Origin of the sequence: Vibrio sp. J2-4, from assembly GCF_021728155.1 — a bacterium.
In the GTDB taxonomy this organism is placed as follows: Bacteria; Pseudomonadota; Gammaproteobacteria; order Enterobacterales; family Vibrionaceae; genus Vibrio; species Vibrio diabolicus.
The window spans coordinates 55481-72977 of sequence record NZ_JAKKCN010000005.1 but is presented as its reverse complement, the minus strand read 5'-3'; the positions used below and the strand labels follow the sequence as shown (position 1 = coordinate 72977).

Sequence of the window (17497 nt, the reverse complement as noted above, 5' to 3'; positions counted from 1 at the left end):
GGTTATCTCCCGCTCTCTTTTTTTGGCGCAATCGGCCAATCCACCATATCGACACTATCAAGATGTACGCCTACGCATCTCCCCTGCCATTTGTCGATAAATGAAAAATCTGGGTCATAAGTTTGTGTCTGCTTTTCTAGATTAAACTGACGTGAGCCACGTGGGTCAGCGCCAACACCAGCCAAATACTGCCAGTTGCCCCAATTAGAGCCGACATCGTAATCAATCAGCTGAGTTTCAAAATAAGCTGCACCATAACGCCAGTCGAGTCCAAGTTCATGAACCAGACAGCTCGCGACCAATTGGCGCCCTCGATTAGACATATAACCCGTTTTATTAAGCTGATGCATACATGCGTTGACTATTGGAAAAGGTGTCTCGCCTTTCTTCCACTGTTTGAAGCGTTGCGCATAAAAACTGGTCAGTGGTGGCTGGTTGGCGATACCGCCAAATCGAAACAACTTCTGTTGATACTTTCTCGCGTACCAATAAAAGTATTCCCGCCACAACAACTCGAAATAGATCCAATAGGTTGAATCATTTGCTCCGTTCTTCCGCTCATATTGTTTGAGCATGGCATAAATGATTGTAGGAGAGACGCAACCATGAGCTAACCAAGGTGAAAATTTAGTTGAATACTCCACCCCATCAAGCCCATTGCGCGTCTGTTTATATTCACTCGCTAAACTTGAAGCAAAATAGCGTCGACAATGTTCAAGACCGCTCAGTTCTCCGCCATCAAATGCTGGTTTGGTGTCAAAGTAATATGTCGTGGCGGTAGGAAAATTCATACCTGAAGGTGCTGGCGGTAAAGCATGAACGCCCTCGTAAGGTTGAGAGAGGTCTAAACCTTCGACCTGCTTTCTAAATTTCGTGAAGGTCGCAGGCAGTTGCCTTAATTCAAATGGTAACTGTTCTTCGCACAACAAAGTACGGATCGCTTGCTGTTTTATGTTCACATGGGGAGTGCCTTCAATTACACGCTCTAGTGCCTGTTGCTCATCCGAACCAGCAAACGCATCAGCATAAATATGAGTGATACCGAAATGACTGATGGCATATTTGATCGCTTGATAGGGCGTCAGTTCAACCGTCCATAATCGTTGCCCCAATTTAGCTAAAGATTGATTAAGTTCATTAAGCGATGCCTCGAGAAACTGCAATTTCGCACGCCCTAAAGAGGTCTCCTGCGCAAAGTGCTGCAAGTAAGGTGTCACCGAGGGGCGACAATACAAACAAATTAACTCATCCATTTCTGCATAAGCGTCTATCAACAGCGGGTTGTCATGCAAACGCAGGTCATTAGTGAACCAATACAGTCCTATTTTCTTATCCAAGTCGCACCCTCTTTTTGTAAACTCGTTTTTTGTAAACTCGGAGTCCCGCGTTCTTGTTGCAAATAGCCTAAGCGCTAAGTCTTTTATTCCACTCGTTGTTGTACGGGCAATAGAGCTTTACGATCATTAGGTTACTGACAATCTCACTAAACCAATTGGCTGGTCATCTTAGAGCCCTTAACACCAAAACATCGTTCGCGCATGTTTCATACTAAGATTTTATAAAATTAAAATTTGGCGATATTGATAACGGTCTTAATCACTCATTTTTTATATAAACCATGCAAAAATGATAAAAATTAAAGCGATATTGGTTAATATCCGTTAATCTAAGTACAATTCCATTTTGCTAGTACCATCGCAGAAATGACCGACGAGTTTAAAAAATCGACCGCTAATTTGAAAAAAGCGGTCCCACTAATGATCAAAAATCATGTTGCTGCCACGCCAGCCAACTATGCGCTTTGGTATACCTACGTTGACAAGACCATTCCTGAACTCAACTTTGAGTTAGATACGGTGTTAGAAAACTACGGTATCTGCCCGCCTGCAACCAATAAACAGCTTTATAACAACTATGTTGCCAGTAAAGCAGAAACTAGCCTTGAAGATCTTAGAACCAATGTAGAAGTTCTGCTGCATGAAGTGTCCAGCTCGATGAGCGATACACTTTCAGATACTTCTTCCTTTTCTGAAATGGTAGACAAAAGTTTTAATAAGCTAGAAAAAGTTGAAGACAACAGCTTAAGTATTGAAGAAGTGATGGTGGTGATTCGTCAACTTGTCGCAGAGTCACACGAAATTCGTCACTCGACAAAGTTTTTGAATAGCCAATTAACTAATGCGAGTGAAGAAATTTCTCGCCTCAAAAATCAGCTGGCTGAAGTACAGCAAGACGCATTATTTGATGGTCTATCCAACCTTTACAACCGTCGAGCTTTTGATAAAGATCTGTCTTCGCTTATCGCATCAAATCAAGCAATGACCTTGATCATGCTTGATATCGACCATTTCAAGTCATTTAACGACAATTATGGCCACCTTTTCGGCGATACGGTACTAAAAGCCATTGCCCGTCGACTACAACAAAGCTGTCGAGATGGAATATGCGCGTATCGTTTTGGTGGTGAAGAGTTCGCTTTAATTGTGCCCAATAAATCTCTGCGAATTGCTCGCCAATATGCAGACACCCTACGCCGCATGATAGAAAAACTGCGCATCAGAGATAAGCGTTCTGGTACACAAGTTCACAGCATTACCGCTTCTTTTGGGGTAGCAGAATATGAGGTGGGTGATACACCTGAAGCTCTGGTCAATAAAGCCGATAAGCAACTTTATGAGGCAAAACAACTCGGTCGTAACCGCGTAATGCCCATTTAAATCAACTTGTTATGTAAGCTTGGTTAATAGGACCGACTTTTTCGAAATAGAATAAAAACCCCGCACTATTGAGTGCGGGGTCTATTTATCTGGCGCTTCACATCTTAATCGACACTGTAGCAGTAGCTTAGAATATAGTCGTCACCGTTTTTCGCAGTGTATTCTTTATCTTCACTACATGCCATCGGCTTACCTTTTTTGTCGCCTTTGATTAGGCTGATCCAGTGGCGCATCGCCGTCGGCGCATTACCCGTTAGTTCAGGATTAAACGTAATGCGGGTTTCCAGTTGAATGTCATCAATATCCATCAACTCCACACAACCGGTGCCTTTATGACAGCCAAATAGCACTTCTACGTGGTTACCTGAATCGTCTTTAAACAAGATCGATTTTGGATCTTCTTTCTCACCCGTATACGCCACAAAGTGTTTTGGGCTTTTCAGGCCGCTGTGTGTGCCGTCTTTGAAGTAAGCCAATACATGGCGGTAATCAATTACGTAACTTGATACATCTTGGTGCGACCCGTTCTCCAATGGGAACATGCGGTCTAGTAGTTGCTTCGCTTTTACTTGCTTCTCGCTCTGCTGCTCAGCACTTACCGCTTCGACGGCAAATACAGCTTCAGCGATAAATGGGCGTTGTTGTTGTTGCATCTCTTTTTTATCGAAGTTCAGCATATTCATCGTCATATCCTCGCACTTAAAAAAACTCGTCCTAGAGTAAAAACTTAATTCCTTCGTTTAAGTTTCAGGCAATTCTGTGAAGTTGATGGTTAATTTCCTTGCCTGCTTATTATGTAGACTAGCGAAATATTGACTACAATTTCACAACAAAAATTTTACAATGTGAATTTTACAAAATGTCTGTGTCAAAAAGCCTTATTCGTCAGTCCCATTTTCTAGGTACGAAAATTCGCAACCTAAGGAAAAACAACCATTTAACTATGGAGGATTTATCTGCACGCTGTGTAAGGATCAATCCTGAGTACGCACCGTCGGTATCTTACCTTTCGATGATAGAGCGCGGAAAACGCGTTCCGAGTATTGATATGCTCGAAGTAATCGCGGAAGTTTTTCAAAAAGATCCTGCCTGGTTTTTAGATGATGAACCGGAACTAGAAGCCATTACACCCAACAAAGGGAATCGTGGCGGTATCAACGGTATGGCATTGGAGCCGAGCTTTTTGTTCTCCAATGATATTCTCCAAATCGCGATTCCAGAGATGTTGTCTCAAACGGGTATTACTGGACGTCAATTCGCCCACTTATTGATCCGTGCGCACCAAGAAAACCATCAAAACCATTTTCCTGATTTAGAACGCGCAGCCGAAGAGGTCGGCTTGAAACGCCTGAATCTATCGGTAGAAGATCTGATAGATATTGCGAAAAGCATGGGGTTGGATATTCGCTGGGTAGACCGAGCACCACAGGATGTGATTGATGAACTGGGCGTCAGCGCCAAACAGTTGATTACGTCTTTCATGGAGCCACCTGGCACCATTTATCTCAATAAACGAATGCGTGACTACCCAACCCGATTGAAATATGACTTGGCGGTATACATCGGCCATCGCGTGCTCCATAGCAGTGATGCAATGAATAACGTTTTATCTATTGGGCATCAAAACAACTGGGAGCAAATGGACAGCCCAGTTTCCAACTCTGAGCTCAACTCGCAAGATATCCTACAAGCTTGGCGCGATTTTGAGTCCAGCTTTTTTGCTGGTGCCCTGCTTTGCCCCAAAGTACCATTTCGTCAGTTGCTTGACCGTTCCGGTTACGAAATTGATGTTAACAAAAAGGCCGGCGTTTCTCCTTCCGTTGCGATGCGTCGTATGACCGTGGTTTCTCCGTACCCTCATTGGCACTACTTTGATGCCTATGGTCCGGGCAAGTTGAAAGCGGTATATCGTGGAAATGGCATCCCGCTTCCTTGGGGCAATATGCGCAAAGTGAACGATCCCTGCCAACACTGGGCTGTATTTAGACGTCTAGCCCAACCTTTGGATACCAGTTCAGCGCAAATTTCGATTTTGAATGTGGGCGACGAGCCACGTATTTACTGTTGTGAATCAGTCAACGTATTTGACCCTGCGGGGAACAACCGAGTGTTGTGCGCGGGGATAGATTTAAACCCTGCGATTTCTGCACAAGGTGGTGATGCGGTTTCTATTGCGGAAGAGCTGAAGTCACTTTGTGTCGCTTCCGGCGGAAGTAGTGTCATTCCTCCCCACATCAAAAAAGACTTAACAACCATCGCTAAGATATTAAACATCAATTGGATAGAACGAGGTATTCAAACCCAAGCTAGGCTAATCTGCTCAAGAGGGGCCGTTTGTCCAAGGCAGCCTAGTTGTTACAGTAAGTGCGGAGAAGCCGATGAGACAGGTGACGACGTGAATATTATTGGTCTCTAGAAAGAAAAAACGCCAATCACAATAATCGTGATTGGCGGTATATATTTGTGAACAATGTGTATTCACTAACAACGTCAGTTGGCTAGGTGACCCTCGGCTTAATAAGGGTCACTCTAGATAAAGCACGATGCGTGCCAACTTTAAAAAGGCCGTTTTTTAATAGATCCAGATGCATATCGTTGCTTTATTGACCACAAATTTCGCAAACTGCATTTGCAAAATGCAACAACATGCAAATATGCCACTTCATGCACTGCTAATAATGACTCTCTCAGCAAAGAGTCTATTAACATGTAAAGTCATATATTCTTATACCCAAATGATGGTGAGATTTCGGATTCTTAACCTTACAACTGCTCCAAAGCCCTGATTGAAACTGGGCTCAGGTTCATCCGCCATGTTTTTGTTGATACATTCTCTCATCGGCTATTTTCATCATTTGCTCTGGAGATGACATGTCCGGATCAAATATCGCGTACCCAATGCTGGTTCTCAGGTAAATGAGCTCTTCATCGTAAATCACGGGCGTCGAACATAAAGCTAACCTGAGCTTTTGTAGCAGAGACTGAACATTTTCTTCCGTCCCAGGGTTATGAACGACAACTAAAAACTCATCCCCTCCCATTCGGGCCACAATATCTGATTTACGAAGAGAGCTTTTCACTCTTTCAGCCGTAGCGACTAAGACCTTGTCGCCTGCGTCATGACCATAGGTATCGTTAATATGTTTAAACCTATCCAGATCTATATTGATTAAGGCGAAGCTGTAACGCTTTTTGTAACGTTTCGCTATTTCAAACTGCTGCTTGTAAAACTTCATAAAATAGCGACGGTTTGGTAAGTGTGTCAGTTCATCATGCAGTGCTCTATCATCCGCAATGGTGTACAAGCGATAAATCGCAATAAGCGCGAGGCTCAGTGCAAAAACAATGGGATAACCGATAAGCCTTGCTAAATAAAGCTGATGCCAAGGAATTTGACGGTCGAGTTTGTCTCCGGAGAAAACCACCATACTCCACCCACCATAAGGAAAATGAACCATTTCTTTCGCGTATGGCTTTTTGGTTTCACTCAGTGCGCCAAAGAAAACGTCACCAAAAGCACCGCCACTGTCGTAACCACGAATCATCAAAGGGTAGCGATAAGAGAAATCGATCACGCCAGTTTCTCGCATCAGAGCATCAAAATTAATCACCGCACTGATCACCCCCCAATAATCTTGGTTCAACGGTGGATCAAGAAAAACCGGAACCCGCACGATCAAACCTTTGCCGCCTTGAATCAAGTTGACAGGCCCTGCTATAAATATTTCTTGTATATCTTTAGCTTTTTGCACCTGTACCCACTGCTGTGGCACCGTTCGGTAATCGAGGCCGATTAAACGCTCATTACCTTGGCGGGGAAATATATGACTGATAACATCATTCTTCGCAATGCCAATGATCGTAATATGTTTGCTTTTGCTCAGGATACGGTGAGCCGCAATGTTCAATTCGTCTTCTTGGTTTTTAGGAAGTAAAGTAATGAGTGTCGCCAAGGTACTGGCTTTATAGATATCCGCCATAAGTACCGCTTCCAAATTGGAACGGAGGGTGGAAAGTTGCTCTTTGGCCTCAACTTGAACTCGCTCTTGGTGAAGCTCTTGCTGATTTCGATGCAACAGCTCAATAACCCCAACGCATAAAGCGAAAAAACTGAGGAAGAACAATGCAAAATAGCATCGCTTTCTGGGTAAATAACGCATTTTCTCCCCACAACTCGTATATCGTTACGAGATTTTTATTTATTGTTAAAATTCTTATTATCACAAGAATAACCAATCCCAATCGGAAAGGTAACAGTGATTAAAATTTTTTATGTTTTAGGTATGAGATGATGCATCAACAAGGCGATTTATTTGGCGGTACTCAGTGGCAAGAAGTAGAAAGGGGGAAACTCTATTACGATCCTTATTTTCTTAGCCATCTAGAAGCGGATCACTACTTTGACCAACTTCTGAAAACACTGCCATGGCATCAAGAGCGCATTACCATGTTCGGCAAGTCAGTACTTCAACCTCGTTTACAAGCGTGGCATGGTGATGCAGCATATACTTACTCTGGCTTGACCATGCAGTCTCACCCTTGGACTCCTGAGTTAACTCAGCTCAAAGTGCGCTGTGAGACGATTGCGGATGTAGCCTTCAACTCTGTACTTGCCAACCTATACCGACACGGCCAAGATTCGATGGGCTGGCACCAAGACAATGAACCAGAGCTAGGTAGAAACCCGGTTATCGCCTCTTTGAATTTAGGTGAAACACGTCGATTTTTGCTCAGAAATTTACATTGTAAAACTGAGATTGAATATGAGCTTTCTCACGGCTCCTTACTGGTTATGGCTGGCGAGCTCCAACATCACTGGAAACACTGTGTACCAAAAACCGCGAAAACCAAAGGTGAACGTATCAATCTGACTTTTCGACAGATTTTTAACTATTGACTCAGCTTTTACATTCTTAATTAATATTGATGGTAGGTTTAGATTCAGGACTTCATAGGGAATGGATTTATGCGTATCAAACCTCTTAGCTTAGCGGTCTTACTATCTTGCTCACTTACCTTTGCTGTTCAGGCATCACAGGAAGAGATACCGCTCCTAAATAATGCTCAATCAGCACAGTTGATTCGTAGTACCTACGAGCAGGAACTGTTCACTTTACCTGCGTTTAAAGAGGGGCACTTTGGCTTACGCATGTACCGCCAGACGTTAGATGAGAAATATCACGCTGCCGTTTGGACCGACATGGCACAAGTAGCTAGCCGATTAAACCGATTTGCTAATGAAATCGTTGAACCTGAAGACATTATTCTTTATTCATCACAAAGACTGACCGCGTATCAAGAGAAAGAAAGTGAGCGAGGGCAACGACGCTATACCGTCACTAAGCACCATCCTGAATATCTTTATCTTGGCGTGGATTTGCTTGGCGCAATGGCAAGAGCAAACGAATATGGTCTGAAACATAAGAAAGACAAAACGCTGAGAAAAATTATTAGGCGCTACGATTTCTCGCGTTACGTTACGGACAAAGAGATGATAGAAGCATGGGCAGCTCAGCTTGCAAACCAAGTCTACTGGCTTCGTCAGCTAGGCGAGCAAGATGTGGTTGAGGAATTCACTCAAACCTTCCGTAACACCTACCCCGACGATAAAGATAAGATGCTTTCAGCTCAGCAGTATTGGAACAAACTCTATGGGATGACGCACATCATCTTTGCCGATTCACAGTATTATCAGGAGCGAGTAAGCGAAAAGAAACACCAATGGATTTATGATTACTTTCGCAACAACATCGACACTATCCTACTGCGCGCCAAAGAAGACGTGATTGCAGAAGTAGGCATTTCGTTTTTGTTAGCAGGCTTGGATCACGATCCGGTCGTCGAGAAAACCCGCCAAGCTATTCGTCACGCAATCAACGCTGAAAAAGGGATGGTTCCATCGGTCGATGGGAGTTTTGATCTCAAGTACGGCGAGCACCGTAATGTGCTAGCCATCATGCTGCTCGATTGGAAAGGGGTACATAAAGCGCCAACTTATCAAGAGCACCCTGACGCTTTTAAATCAATACCCTACGGCTTAATACCTAAGCCTTAGAAATAATAAAACCCGCCATTTAGGCGGGTTTTTTAGTGTGCATCTTCAATCTAAATTAGAGCGAGATGAAAATACCCGCTAAACACGCACTCATCAGGTTAGCGAGTGTGCCAGCAGCAACCGCTTTTAGGCCTAAACTTGCTACATCTTTGCGGCGCTCAGGTGCCATCACGCCGATAGAACCCAGCTGAATAGCAATTGAACCAATGTTTGCAAAGCCACACAACGCAAAAGTGATGATGACTTGAGTATGCTCAGACAGCGTCGCTTTGTGCTGTACAAAATCGATGAACGCAACAAACTCGTTCATCACAACTTTCTGACCAATGTATGAACCCGCAGCAAGAATTTCGTGGCTTGGCACACCAATCAACCACGCTAGAGGTGCAAACAAGTAACCAAAAATCGCTTGTAGCGTCACACCAGAGAAACCAAGTATGTCACCTAAGTTTTCTAGTCCCGTGTTCACCATCGCGATAACACTAACAAAAGCGATAAGCATGGTACCAACAGCAACGGCCACTTTCATACCGCCCATGGCACCGCTTGCTAGCGCATCAATAACGTTGCTTTCTTCTGATTTATCTAGCTCAATATCGTTGTAATCGCTTGGCGTTTGGCGTTCAGGAACAATGATTTTTGCCATCATCAAACTACCTGGAGCTGCCATAAAGCTTGCCGCAATCAAGTATTTTAGGTCGACACCTAAACCGGCATAACCACCAAGCACACTGCCCGCCACTGAAGCCATACCACCAGCCATCACAGCAAACAGTTCAGAGCGAGTCATGTTCGAAAGAAATGGACGAATAAGAAGTGGGGACTCGCCTTGAGATAAGAAAATGTTACCTGTTGCAACCAGAGACTCTGCTTTACTCGTACCCAAGAACTTCTGGATAGCGCCGCCAATAAATTGAATCACTTTTTGCATGATGCCCAAGTAGTAAAGGGCGGAGATAAGAGCACTGAAGAAGATGATGATAGGAAGGACACGAATAGCGAAGATAAAGCCAGAAGAAGCGAGGTCACCAAAGAGGAATTTAATCCCCTCATCAGCAAAGCTGAGTAGCCCCGCGACACCATTACTTAAACTCGCCAGCGCCGCCTGACCTAACGGGAAATAAAGCACTAAGGCAGCAAATCCCATTTGTAGCATCAAGGCGCGAGATACGGTTTTCCAATTAATGGAAGAACGGCCCTCAGAAAGTAGGAAAGCACAACCTAGCAGTGCAACAATACCAAATAGACTAAATAGAACACTCATGAGCTGGACCTACTGAACGTTGAAAAAGAAAAAAGAGCCAAAGGAATTGGCAGAAGAAAGGGACAACGCAGCGAGTGATAACTCGCCTTCAGATCCAGAATGTAGACAGAACGAATAGTTCGACATCTTATTTTTACCTTATACAAGCAATTGAACGTAGCTGGTCCGGTCCGTGGGGTCATTCACTGCTGGCGAGCGTATTGCTTGGCCTGCTCCATGTGACGGCTTGTATGGGTAAGGGTCCTGAACAACTAAACCCTAATTCCCGCTTAAACGGGACGCAAGTATAGCCAACAAAAAGAGATATTCATCACATTTATTTACGCAAACGTTCAAACGTTCAAAATTTAGGCAAAAACGTTCTTTTGTCGTCATACTGTTAATAAAAGTAAGGGCATAAGGACAGACTTTGATGGTAAAAAACGCAAAAGTGACCAATAAATACGCAATCAAACTCGAAAGATCCAAAATTCGTCATTTTGCTCTCGCCAACAGATGGATTTTGGTTATACAATTCGCGGTGCTTCTTTTCGAGGCCTCTGAGTATTCAGAGCATCATGATGCCGAGATGGTGAAATTGGTAGACACGCTAGCATGAGGTGCTAGTGCCTTTGGTGTGAGGGTTCGAGTCCCTCTCTCGGCACCATTATCCTTCTTCCCTAATTTTGTTCGAGTGTAATGCAAAGTTCTAAGCAGGCAAGACAGTCTACAGATGCTAACCAACTTCTGAGTGAGCTTGCGGTTCACGCTTTATTGCACCTGCACTTTAAAATTCACGCGTCCTCGCATGGTCTCTCCCTTAAAGAGCGTAACGACTTACTGCAGAAATGGCTGAAGCCAAAACTGAAGAGTAATCGCTATAAGCTGATTAAAAAGCCGTTAAAGTCTTTGACTCAACAGGCAAAAGGCGAGAACGGAAATCTGGAAGCGTTACTCGAACGTTGCGTGGGTGCAGATAAACCAAGTAACCCTCAACCTGATCTAGATAGCTACTTGCTGTTGATTAACGAGATTGAGAAGAAGTTGGGGACTACTATATTATTATCTCGACCGGAAGACGTCGACTTATCTCACGACCAACACGGCTGTTTGCTATGTGTGCTTTCTGAGAACTTAAATCAGCATTTCGATGATAATAACGCCCTAATCGCTCCTATTTCGATGCTGTTCCGCGGACCAATGAGTCAACGCTCACTTTTCCTTGGCAGTATTTACGCCAGTGGCACCTTCAATTATGAAGTGCAGTACCAGGACGATCAGTTCGTTCGCATTACATTAGAGTTGGCGTAAGTGTAACGCTAAGAAACAAATCGAAAAAGGCCGCGAAACTCGGGGCCTTTTGATTTTCTATATTCAAACCTTAATTAATCGATTTCTTTAAACCGAGCAGTAAAGTGGCGCAGCACTGGTGGTTCATACTCAAAAGTGAGCCCTTTTAACTCATGTGCACGATTTTTCAGTTCGATAATCGCATCCGCAATGTAATCCATATGATCGTTTGTGTAGACACGGCGTGGAATGGTCAAACGCATTAATTCTAACTCTGACGCTTTTTGTTTACCTGTTTCAGGGTCACGACCAAGCAATAGTGATCCTATCTCTACTGCTCGAATACCCGCCTCCAAGTACAAGGCATTACACAATACCTGCGCAGGGAACTGATCCGTTGGAATATGTGGCAAAATCTTAGCGGCATCCACAAACACTGCGTGACCACCCGTTGGGTATTGAATTGGAATACCGCCTTCACGTAAGCGCTCACCTAAGTATTGAACTTGGCTAATTCGGTAGTGAAGAAAATCTTCATCTGCCGCTTCATACAAACCGCGAGCGAGCGCTTCCATATCACGCCCAGCCATACCGCCGTATGTCACAAACCCTTCCATGGGTACACAACGTGTCTGCACTGCTTGGAACAACTCTTTATGATCGCGAATACAACACATACCACCAATGTTTACCATCGGGTCTTTCTTAGCCGACATCGTCAACATATCGCCGTATTGATACATCTCGCGAATGATTTCCAGAATCGATTTATCTTCGTACCCTTCTTCACGCTGCTTAATAAAGTAGGCGTTCTCACAGTAACGAGCCGAGTCAATCACCACCGGAATATCGTACTTCGTCGCGATTTCGTACACGCTGCGCATGTTTTCCATCGACACAGGCTGGCCACCGGAGCTATTACAAGTAATCGTGGTGATAATCGCACAAATGTTATGTGAACCGTGCGCTTCAATTGTTGCCACCAGCTTATCGATATCAAAGTTGCCCTTCCAATCATAAGGCGTAGTGGTGTCGAATGCTTCTTCCGTTACCACGTTAATCGCTTTACCGCCATTGAGCTCGATGTGACCCGCGGTGGTATCAAAATGGTAGTTCGATATAAATACTGGCGTTTCACCACCACGAACCTGACGCATACGCTCAATCAAAGCTGGGAACAAAATTTGCTCGGCACCACGCCCTTGGTGCGCAGGTACGGTGAGCTTGTAACCAAAGAAGTGCTCTACTGCATCACACAGGTTGTAGTAATTTCGGCTACCCGCATAGGATTCATCCCCCATCATGATGCCAGCCCACTGATTATCACTCATGGCACCAGTGCCAGAGTCAGTCAGCAAATCGATATAAACATCATCACTACGAAGAAGAAATGGGTTATAACCCGCTTCTTTTAACGCGACTTCACGGTCTGCCAAAGTGGTCATTTTGATTGGCTCAACCATTTTGATACGGAAAGGTTCTGGAATACGTTTCATTGTTAATTTCCTTATACGCATTGCCCTACGCGCTATCACGTAAGACTAAAAAAACAAATAGATAAAATGCTTTTCAATGCGGTTGCATTGAGGAAATCAACGAGAAGAGATTTTACTAAGAAGAGACAAGCAGTAGTCTAGATTGTACCAGAACGACAGCACCAAACGGCTATCGAGAATATCCTTTATTCTCATCGTCTTCGTCCTCCTGATAAAAATAAAAAGCCAGAAACCCCATGTTTCTGACCTTTTCAATATAGTGCAGTTTTCAATCAACTTTCAGTGAAGTCACCCTCATTTTAAGAAGGTCTCGCCCTTTTCATTCTGCGTTTGATATTACTTTCTTTGACTAAATAATCGAAAAGTGGCGCGAATAAGTTAGCAAATAGAATCGCTAACATGATGCCTTCTGGATAAGCTGGGTTCAGCACTCGGATAAAAATCGTCATCACACCGATTAATAGTCCGTATGCCCATTTACCGTTATTGGTAAAAGCCGCCGAGACGGGATCTGTCGCCATAAAGAAGGTACCAAACGCAACCCCACCAATCACGAAGTGCCAGTAAAACGGCATGGAGAACATTGGGTTAGAGTCCGAACCGATCGCATTTAATAGTAATGAAGCCGCCACCAAACCGACCAACACGCCCGCAACGATTCGCCACGACGCTATCTTCATAAAGATAAGAATAAAGCCTGTTAATGCAATCAACAGCGTGGAGACTTCACCCATCGAGCCTGGCAAATTACCAACAAGAGCATCTCCCCATGAAATTGGCTGTCCCGTCATATTATTTATCAAGGCACTTTGTCCACCTTCATACCATTGGCTCAGCGGTGTAGCGCCTGAGTAACCATCAGCCGCGACCCACACGGCACCACCGGACATGTTGGCAGGATAAGCAAAGTACAAGAACGCGCGCCCTGCCAGAGCTGGGTTTAGGAAGTTTCGCCCCGTACCACCGAAAATCTCCTTCGCCACAACAATACCGAAAGTGATACCTAAAGCCGCTTGCCACAGTGGAATTGTAGGTGGAAGGATCAGCGCAAAGAGTATAGAGCTGACAAAAAAGCCTTCGTTCACCTCATGCTTTCGCACAATAGCAAACAGAACTTCCCAGAAACCACCAACGATAAACACCGTCGCATAAACAGGAATAAAGTAAGTAGCACCAAGCCACATTTTACTTGCCCACCCCGCCTGTAAAACTGCATCTAACGAGCCCCATACCCAACTCAGTTGCCACGAAGAGGCCAGCGCTTGCTGAGCTGAGGCTTGATCCATTCCATACAACAAAGCATCACTGGACTGCTGACCTATGTTGTACATACCCCAGAACATTGCAGGGAAGACCGCCAGCCACACCATGATCATAATACGTTTTAAATCGATGCTATCTCGAACGTGAGTCATGCCCTGATTAACCTTACCAGGCGTGTAAAAAATGGTTTCGACAGCTTCGAACAGTGGATAGAACTTGTGATACTTACCACCTGGGCCAAACTTAGGTGTCGCTTTCTCAAAGTAGTGTTTAAGGCTCATAACAACTCCTCCTTTACCTAAAAGATGGTACGCACTGCCGTAAAAAGCGATCGTTTTTTAATCTCTTAGCCTTCCTTCTTCGTATTCCATTTTGTTCGTCGCTCTTCCCTCATCTCTTCCAATTCGGCGAACTGTTAATTCGAAACTAAAAAGGGAATGCCCATGGACACACTCGCCATCGATTTAGCCAGATTCCAATTTGCCTTTACTGTCTCTTTCCACATTATTTTTCCAGCTTTTACGATTGGTTTGGCAAGTTACCTCGCTGTATTAGAGGGCTTGTACTTAAAAACGGGCAACAAACAGTACATGCAAATCTATAAGTACTGGCTCAAAATCTTTGCCATCAGTTTTGGTATGGGTGTGGTGAGTGGCATCGTGTTGAGCTATCAATTCGGGACCAACTGGAGCGTATTTGCCGACAAAACAGGCCCAATCCTAGGCCCGCTAATGGGCTATGAAGTTTTTACTGCGTTTTTCCTCGAAGCGGGGTTTTTAGGCGTGATGCTTTTCGGTATGGATAAGGTAGGTAAGAAGCTTCACTTCGCCGCGACTTGTATTGTTGCATTCGGGACGTTCTTGTCTGCGTTTTGGATACTTTCGGTTAATAGTTGGATGCAAACACCAGCGGGCTATAGTATCAACGAAACCGGACAGTTTATCCCAGAAGACTGGTGGGCGATTGTCTTCAACCCTTCCTTCCCTTATCGGCTCGTCCATATGTTGCTCGCCGCTTACCTCACTACCGCCTTTGTTGTAGCGGGCATTGCCGCTTATCACTTATTAAAAGCAAACCATAATCCACTAGCCAGAATTATGTTCTCGATGGCAATGTGGGTGGCAGCCATCGTGACACCAATTCAAATCGTTGCTGGAGACATGCACGGATTAAACACCCTTGAACATCAACCCGCCAAAGTTGCCGCGATGGAAGGGCACTATGAGTCTCACCAAGGCGCGCCATTGATTCTCTTCGGTATCCCTAACGATGAAGAAAAACGTATGGAATACGCACTGGAAATCCCCAAACTCGGTAGCTTGATTTTAACTCATGACCTAAACGGCGAAGTAAAGGGGTTAGATGCTTTTCCAGAGGAAGAACCCCCTCCTGTATCCATCGTTTTCTGGTCTTTCCGAATAATGGTCGCGCTTGGTTTTGGCATGCTTGTTATTGGCTTGTGGAGCCTATGGCTAAGAAAACGTCGCAAACTTTTTGATTCAAGGGCACTTCAACGTATTTGTGTGCTGTTTGCCCCAGCTGGGTTCATTGCAGTTTTAGCAGGCTGGATAACCACCGAAGTCGGTCGCCAGCCTTACACCGTATACGGTCTTTTAACCACAGCCGATTCGGCATCGCCTATTGATGCCGCCGCGGTGAGCGTCTCCCTGACGGCGTTCATCGTGGTTTACTTTGTGGTTTTTGGAGCAGGCTTCTTCTATCTCCTACGTTTGATGCGCAAGTCTCCAACTCGTTATGAAGAAGGCTTAGACAGCCGACTTCCTGATGGCACGAAAACCGATGCTATCACACACTCTAACCATCTAACCTAGGAGGCTAGCTCATGGATTACGCATTAATTTGGTACGCTTTGATTGGGCTCGCCGTTCTGATTTATGTCGTGTTAGATGGCTTTGATCTCGGTATTGGTATCCTATTCCTCAGCGCGAATGACGATGAAGAGCGCGACATGATGATGAACAGCATCGCTCCTGTTTGGGATGGTAATGAAACTTGGCTAGTTCTTGGCGGTGGTGGGCTTTTTGCCGTGTTCCCCCTCGCCTACGCGGTCATTATGCCAGCACTCTATGCTCCCCTGATTTTAATGCTGCTCGGGTTAATTCTGCGCGGGGTTTCTTTTGAGTATCGCTTCCGAACACAACGCGGAAAGTTTTTATGGGATAGCGCTTTTTTCATTGGTTCACTCACCGCGGCATTGATGCAAGGCATTATGCTTGGAACCCTGCTCCAAGGTATAGAGGTTAGTGAACGAGCATACGCAGGTGGATGGTTTGATTGGCTTTCGCCATTTAGCGTATTTTGTGGCCTGGCGCTTGTTTGTGCTTATATTCTGCTCGGTTCATGCTGGTTATTAATCAAGCTTCCAGAAGAGCTGATGGGGCGCTATTACGTGGTCGCGCGACGATGGGGACTAGCGATGGTAGCCTGTATATTCATCGCCAGTTTGTGGCTGCCATTGAGCCAAAATATCGTCTTTGAACGTTGGTTCTCATTACCAAACTCGCTACTGTTTTTCATATTACCAATTATTGCAGCGGCACTCATTTGGCAGCTATTCAAAGCCTTACTCGACCACAAAGCCGTCCGAGCCTACGTTCTTGCGATCGGCCTGTTTCTTGTGTCCGCGATGGGTTTCGGTGTCAGTACATTCCCTTACTTGGTCCCATTCGCACTCACTTATCAAGACGTCGCCGCGCCAGATAAAAGTTTGGCATTTTTACTTGCCGGTGCGGTGGTATTACTTCCTCTGATCATAGCCTACACGGCTTATTCGTATTGGGTTTTCCGCGGTAAGATGAAACGTGGAGAGGGATATCACTAATGAAACTAAAACCCATTTTGTGGTTCATTGGCATTTGGCTGGCAAGCGTGGTCGCCTTGTTTATCGTCAGTTCGCTGATACGAGCTGCGATATTGTAGGCCAAGAGTCTACTGCACCACATCTGAAGTCATTGAGGTCTATACTCAAGCAAGAGTAAAACAACGGAGTGTTTTTATGACCTTAAAGCGGTTTCTGGTAACTTTGATTCCTTTGACGGTTCCACTGTTTTCACCAAATGCATTGGCCGTAGACAAGCAGATGTCATCCGCCATGAAAAGTAAAATGCGGTCTATTTGCTCCGCAACAGACGATCAGGGCCATTGGCAAGTTGCTCAAGCAACTCCTGACGCCAGACGCTCACTCAACATGGTGCTTTATCAAATGAATGCCGATGATAAATTGAAAGCAATTCATGAGGTGAGAACGAAAATGGTCGGCGGCACCCATTATGCGTTTGAGTTCGAGTTGCAAGATGGCCAAGTCTGGAACGCGATAGTCTTGCATAGTGCCCGAGGCGATTACATGATCGAAAGACACGCTAAGAAAGGCGAACTCTGCCCTAAAGAAGGCGAGTCATAAAACCTCGCTTCA

At 44.8% G+C, this 17497-nt stretch carries 15 protein-coding genes and 1 tRNA gene; 10 read left to right on the top strand and 6 right to left on the bottom strand.

All coding sequences use genetic code 11. The features are described 5' to 3' along the window. Nucleotides 1-2: 2 nt before the first annotated feature. Nucleotides 3-1337 carry a DASH family cryptochrome gene (locus L3V32_RS17570; RefSeq protein ID WP_237284807.1) on the bottom strand — a complete coding sequence of 445 codons (1335 nt, stop codon included), beginning with the start codon at nucleotides 1335-1337 and terminating at the stop codon, nucleotides 3-5. A 366-nt stretch (nucleotides 1338-1703) separates the two neighbouring features. Here L3V32_RS17570 and L3V32_RS17565 point away from each other — a divergent pair, with 366 nt between their 5' ends. Beyond that, nucleotides 1704-2717 carry a GGDEF domain-containing protein gene (locus L3V32_RS17565; RefSeq protein ID WP_005393654.1) on the top strand — a complete coding sequence of 338 codons (1014 nt, stop codon included), beginning with the start codon at nucleotides 1704-1706 and terminating at the stop codon, nucleotides 2715-2717. A 104-nt stretch (nucleotides 2718-2821) separates the two neighbouring features. On the opposite strand, the gene L3V32_RS17560 is transcribed toward L3V32_RS17565, so the two are convergent. Then, complete coding sequence (locus tag L3V32_RS17560; RefSeq protein WP_237284806.1) at nucleotides 2822-3400, bottom strand: hypothetical protein; 579 nt, start codon at nucleotides 3398-3400, stop codon at nucleotides 2822-2824. Nucleotides 3401-3576: 176 nt separating this feature from the next. Between L3V32_RS17560 and L3V32_RS17555 the strand changes: the two genes are divergently transcribed. Next, a complete protein-coding gene (locus L3V32_RS17555; RefSeq protein WP_237284805.1) occupies nucleotides 3577-5133 on the top strand; it encodes a DUF3612 domain-containing protein in 1557 nt (518 codons plus the stop codon). A 388-nt stretch (nucleotides 5134-5521) separates the two neighbouring features. Here the strand turns inward: L3V32_RS17555 and L3V32_RS17550 are convergent, their stop codons facing one another. Continuing rightward, entirely contained in the window at nucleotides 5522-6877 is a 1356-nt protein-coding gene (locus tag L3V32_RS17550) for a diguanylate cyclase (protein ID WP_237284804.1), read from the bottom strand. A 131-nt stretch (nucleotides 6878-7008) separates the two neighbouring features. Between L3V32_RS17550 and L3V32_RS17545 the strand changes: the two genes are divergently transcribed. Continuing rightward, nucleotides 7009-7614: an alpha-ketoglutarate-dependent dioxygenase AlkB gene (locus L3V32_RS17545; protein WP_237284951.1), complete on the top strand. Its 606-nt coding sequence runs from the start codon at nucleotides 7009-7011 to the stop codon at nucleotides 7612-7614. Between the two features lie 69 nt (nucleotides 7615-7683). Beyond that, on the top strand, nucleotides 7684-8772 hold the full coding sequence (locus L3V32_RS17540) for a DUF3541 domain-containing protein (protein WP_237284803.1): 1089 nt from the start codon (nucleotides 7684-7686) through the stop codon (nucleotides 8770-8772). Between the two features lie 55 nt (nucleotides 8773-8827). On the opposite strand, the gene L3V32_RS17535 is transcribed toward L3V32_RS17540, so the two are convergent. Next, nucleotides 8828-10036: a NupC/NupG family nucleoside CNT transporter gene (locus L3V32_RS17535; protein WP_005393641.1), complete on the bottom strand. Its 1209-nt coding sequence runs from the start codon at nucleotides 10034-10036 to the stop codon at nucleotides 8828-8830. A gap of 562 nt (nucleotides 10037-10598) precedes the next feature. Between L3V32_RS17535 and L3V32_RS17530 the strand changes: the two genes are divergently transcribed. Beyond that, nucleotides 10599-10682, top strand: a tRNA-Leu gene (locus L3V32_RS17530). Between the two features lie 32 nt (nucleotides 10683-10714). Then, entirely contained in the window at nucleotides 10715-11326 is a 612-nt protein-coding gene (locus L3V32_RS17525; protein WP_114323487.1) for a DUF2913 family protein, read from the top strand. A 74-nt stretch (nucleotides 11327-11400) separates the two neighbouring features. Here the strand turns inward: L3V32_RS17525 and L3V32_RS17520 are convergent, their stop codons facing one another. Together L3V32_RS17520 and L3V32_RS17515 are read right to left on the bottom strand one after the other, a co-directional pair. Then, a complete protein-coding gene (locus L3V32_RS17520) occupies nucleotides 11401-12801 on the bottom strand; it encodes a tryptophanase (protein WP_005393637.1) in 1401 nt (466 codons plus the stop codon). Between the two features lie 299 nt (nucleotides 12802-13100). Further along, complete coding sequence (locus L3V32_RS17515) at nucleotides 13101-14345, bottom strand: NADH:ubiquinone reductase (Na(+)-transporting) subunit B (RefSeq protein WP_046873880.1); 1245 nt, start codon at nucleotides 14343-14345, stop codon at nucleotides 13101-13103. Between the two features lie 162 nt (nucleotides 14346-14507). Here L3V32_RS17515 and L3V32_RS17510 point away from each other — a divergent pair, with 162 nt between their 5' ends. From L3V32_RS17510 to L3V32_RS17500, 4 genes are all read left to right on the top strand, one after another. Then, nucleotides 14508-15896, top strand: a complete 1389-nt coding sequence (locus tag L3V32_RS17510; protein WP_237284802.1) for a cytochrome ubiquinol oxidase subunit I — start codon at nucleotides 14508-14510, stop codon at nucleotides 15894-15896. An 11-nt stretch (nucleotides 15897-15907) separates the two neighbouring features. Continuing rightward, nucleotides 15908-16906 carry a cytochrome d ubiquinol oxidase subunit II gene (gene cydB / locus L3V32_RS17505; RefSeq protein ID WP_005374173.1) on the top strand — a complete coding sequence of 333 codons (999 nt, stop codon included), beginning with the start codon at nucleotides 15908-15910 and terminating at the stop codon, nucleotides 16904-16906. Continuing rightward, entirely contained in the window at nucleotides 16906-17004 is a 99-nt protein-coding gene (locus L3V32_RS26330; RefSeq protein WP_080955913.1) for a DUF2474 family protein, read from the top strand. The genes cydB and L3V32_RS26330 overlap by 1 nt, the downstream gene beginning before the upstream one ends. Before the next feature lie 76 nt (nucleotides 17005-17080). Beyond that, complete coding sequence (locus tag L3V32_RS17500; RefSeq protein ID WP_145472593.1) at nucleotides 17081-17485, top strand: cystatin; 405 nt, start codon at nucleotides 17081-17083, stop codon at nucleotides 17483-17485. Nucleotides 17486-17497: the final 12 nt, after the last annotated feature.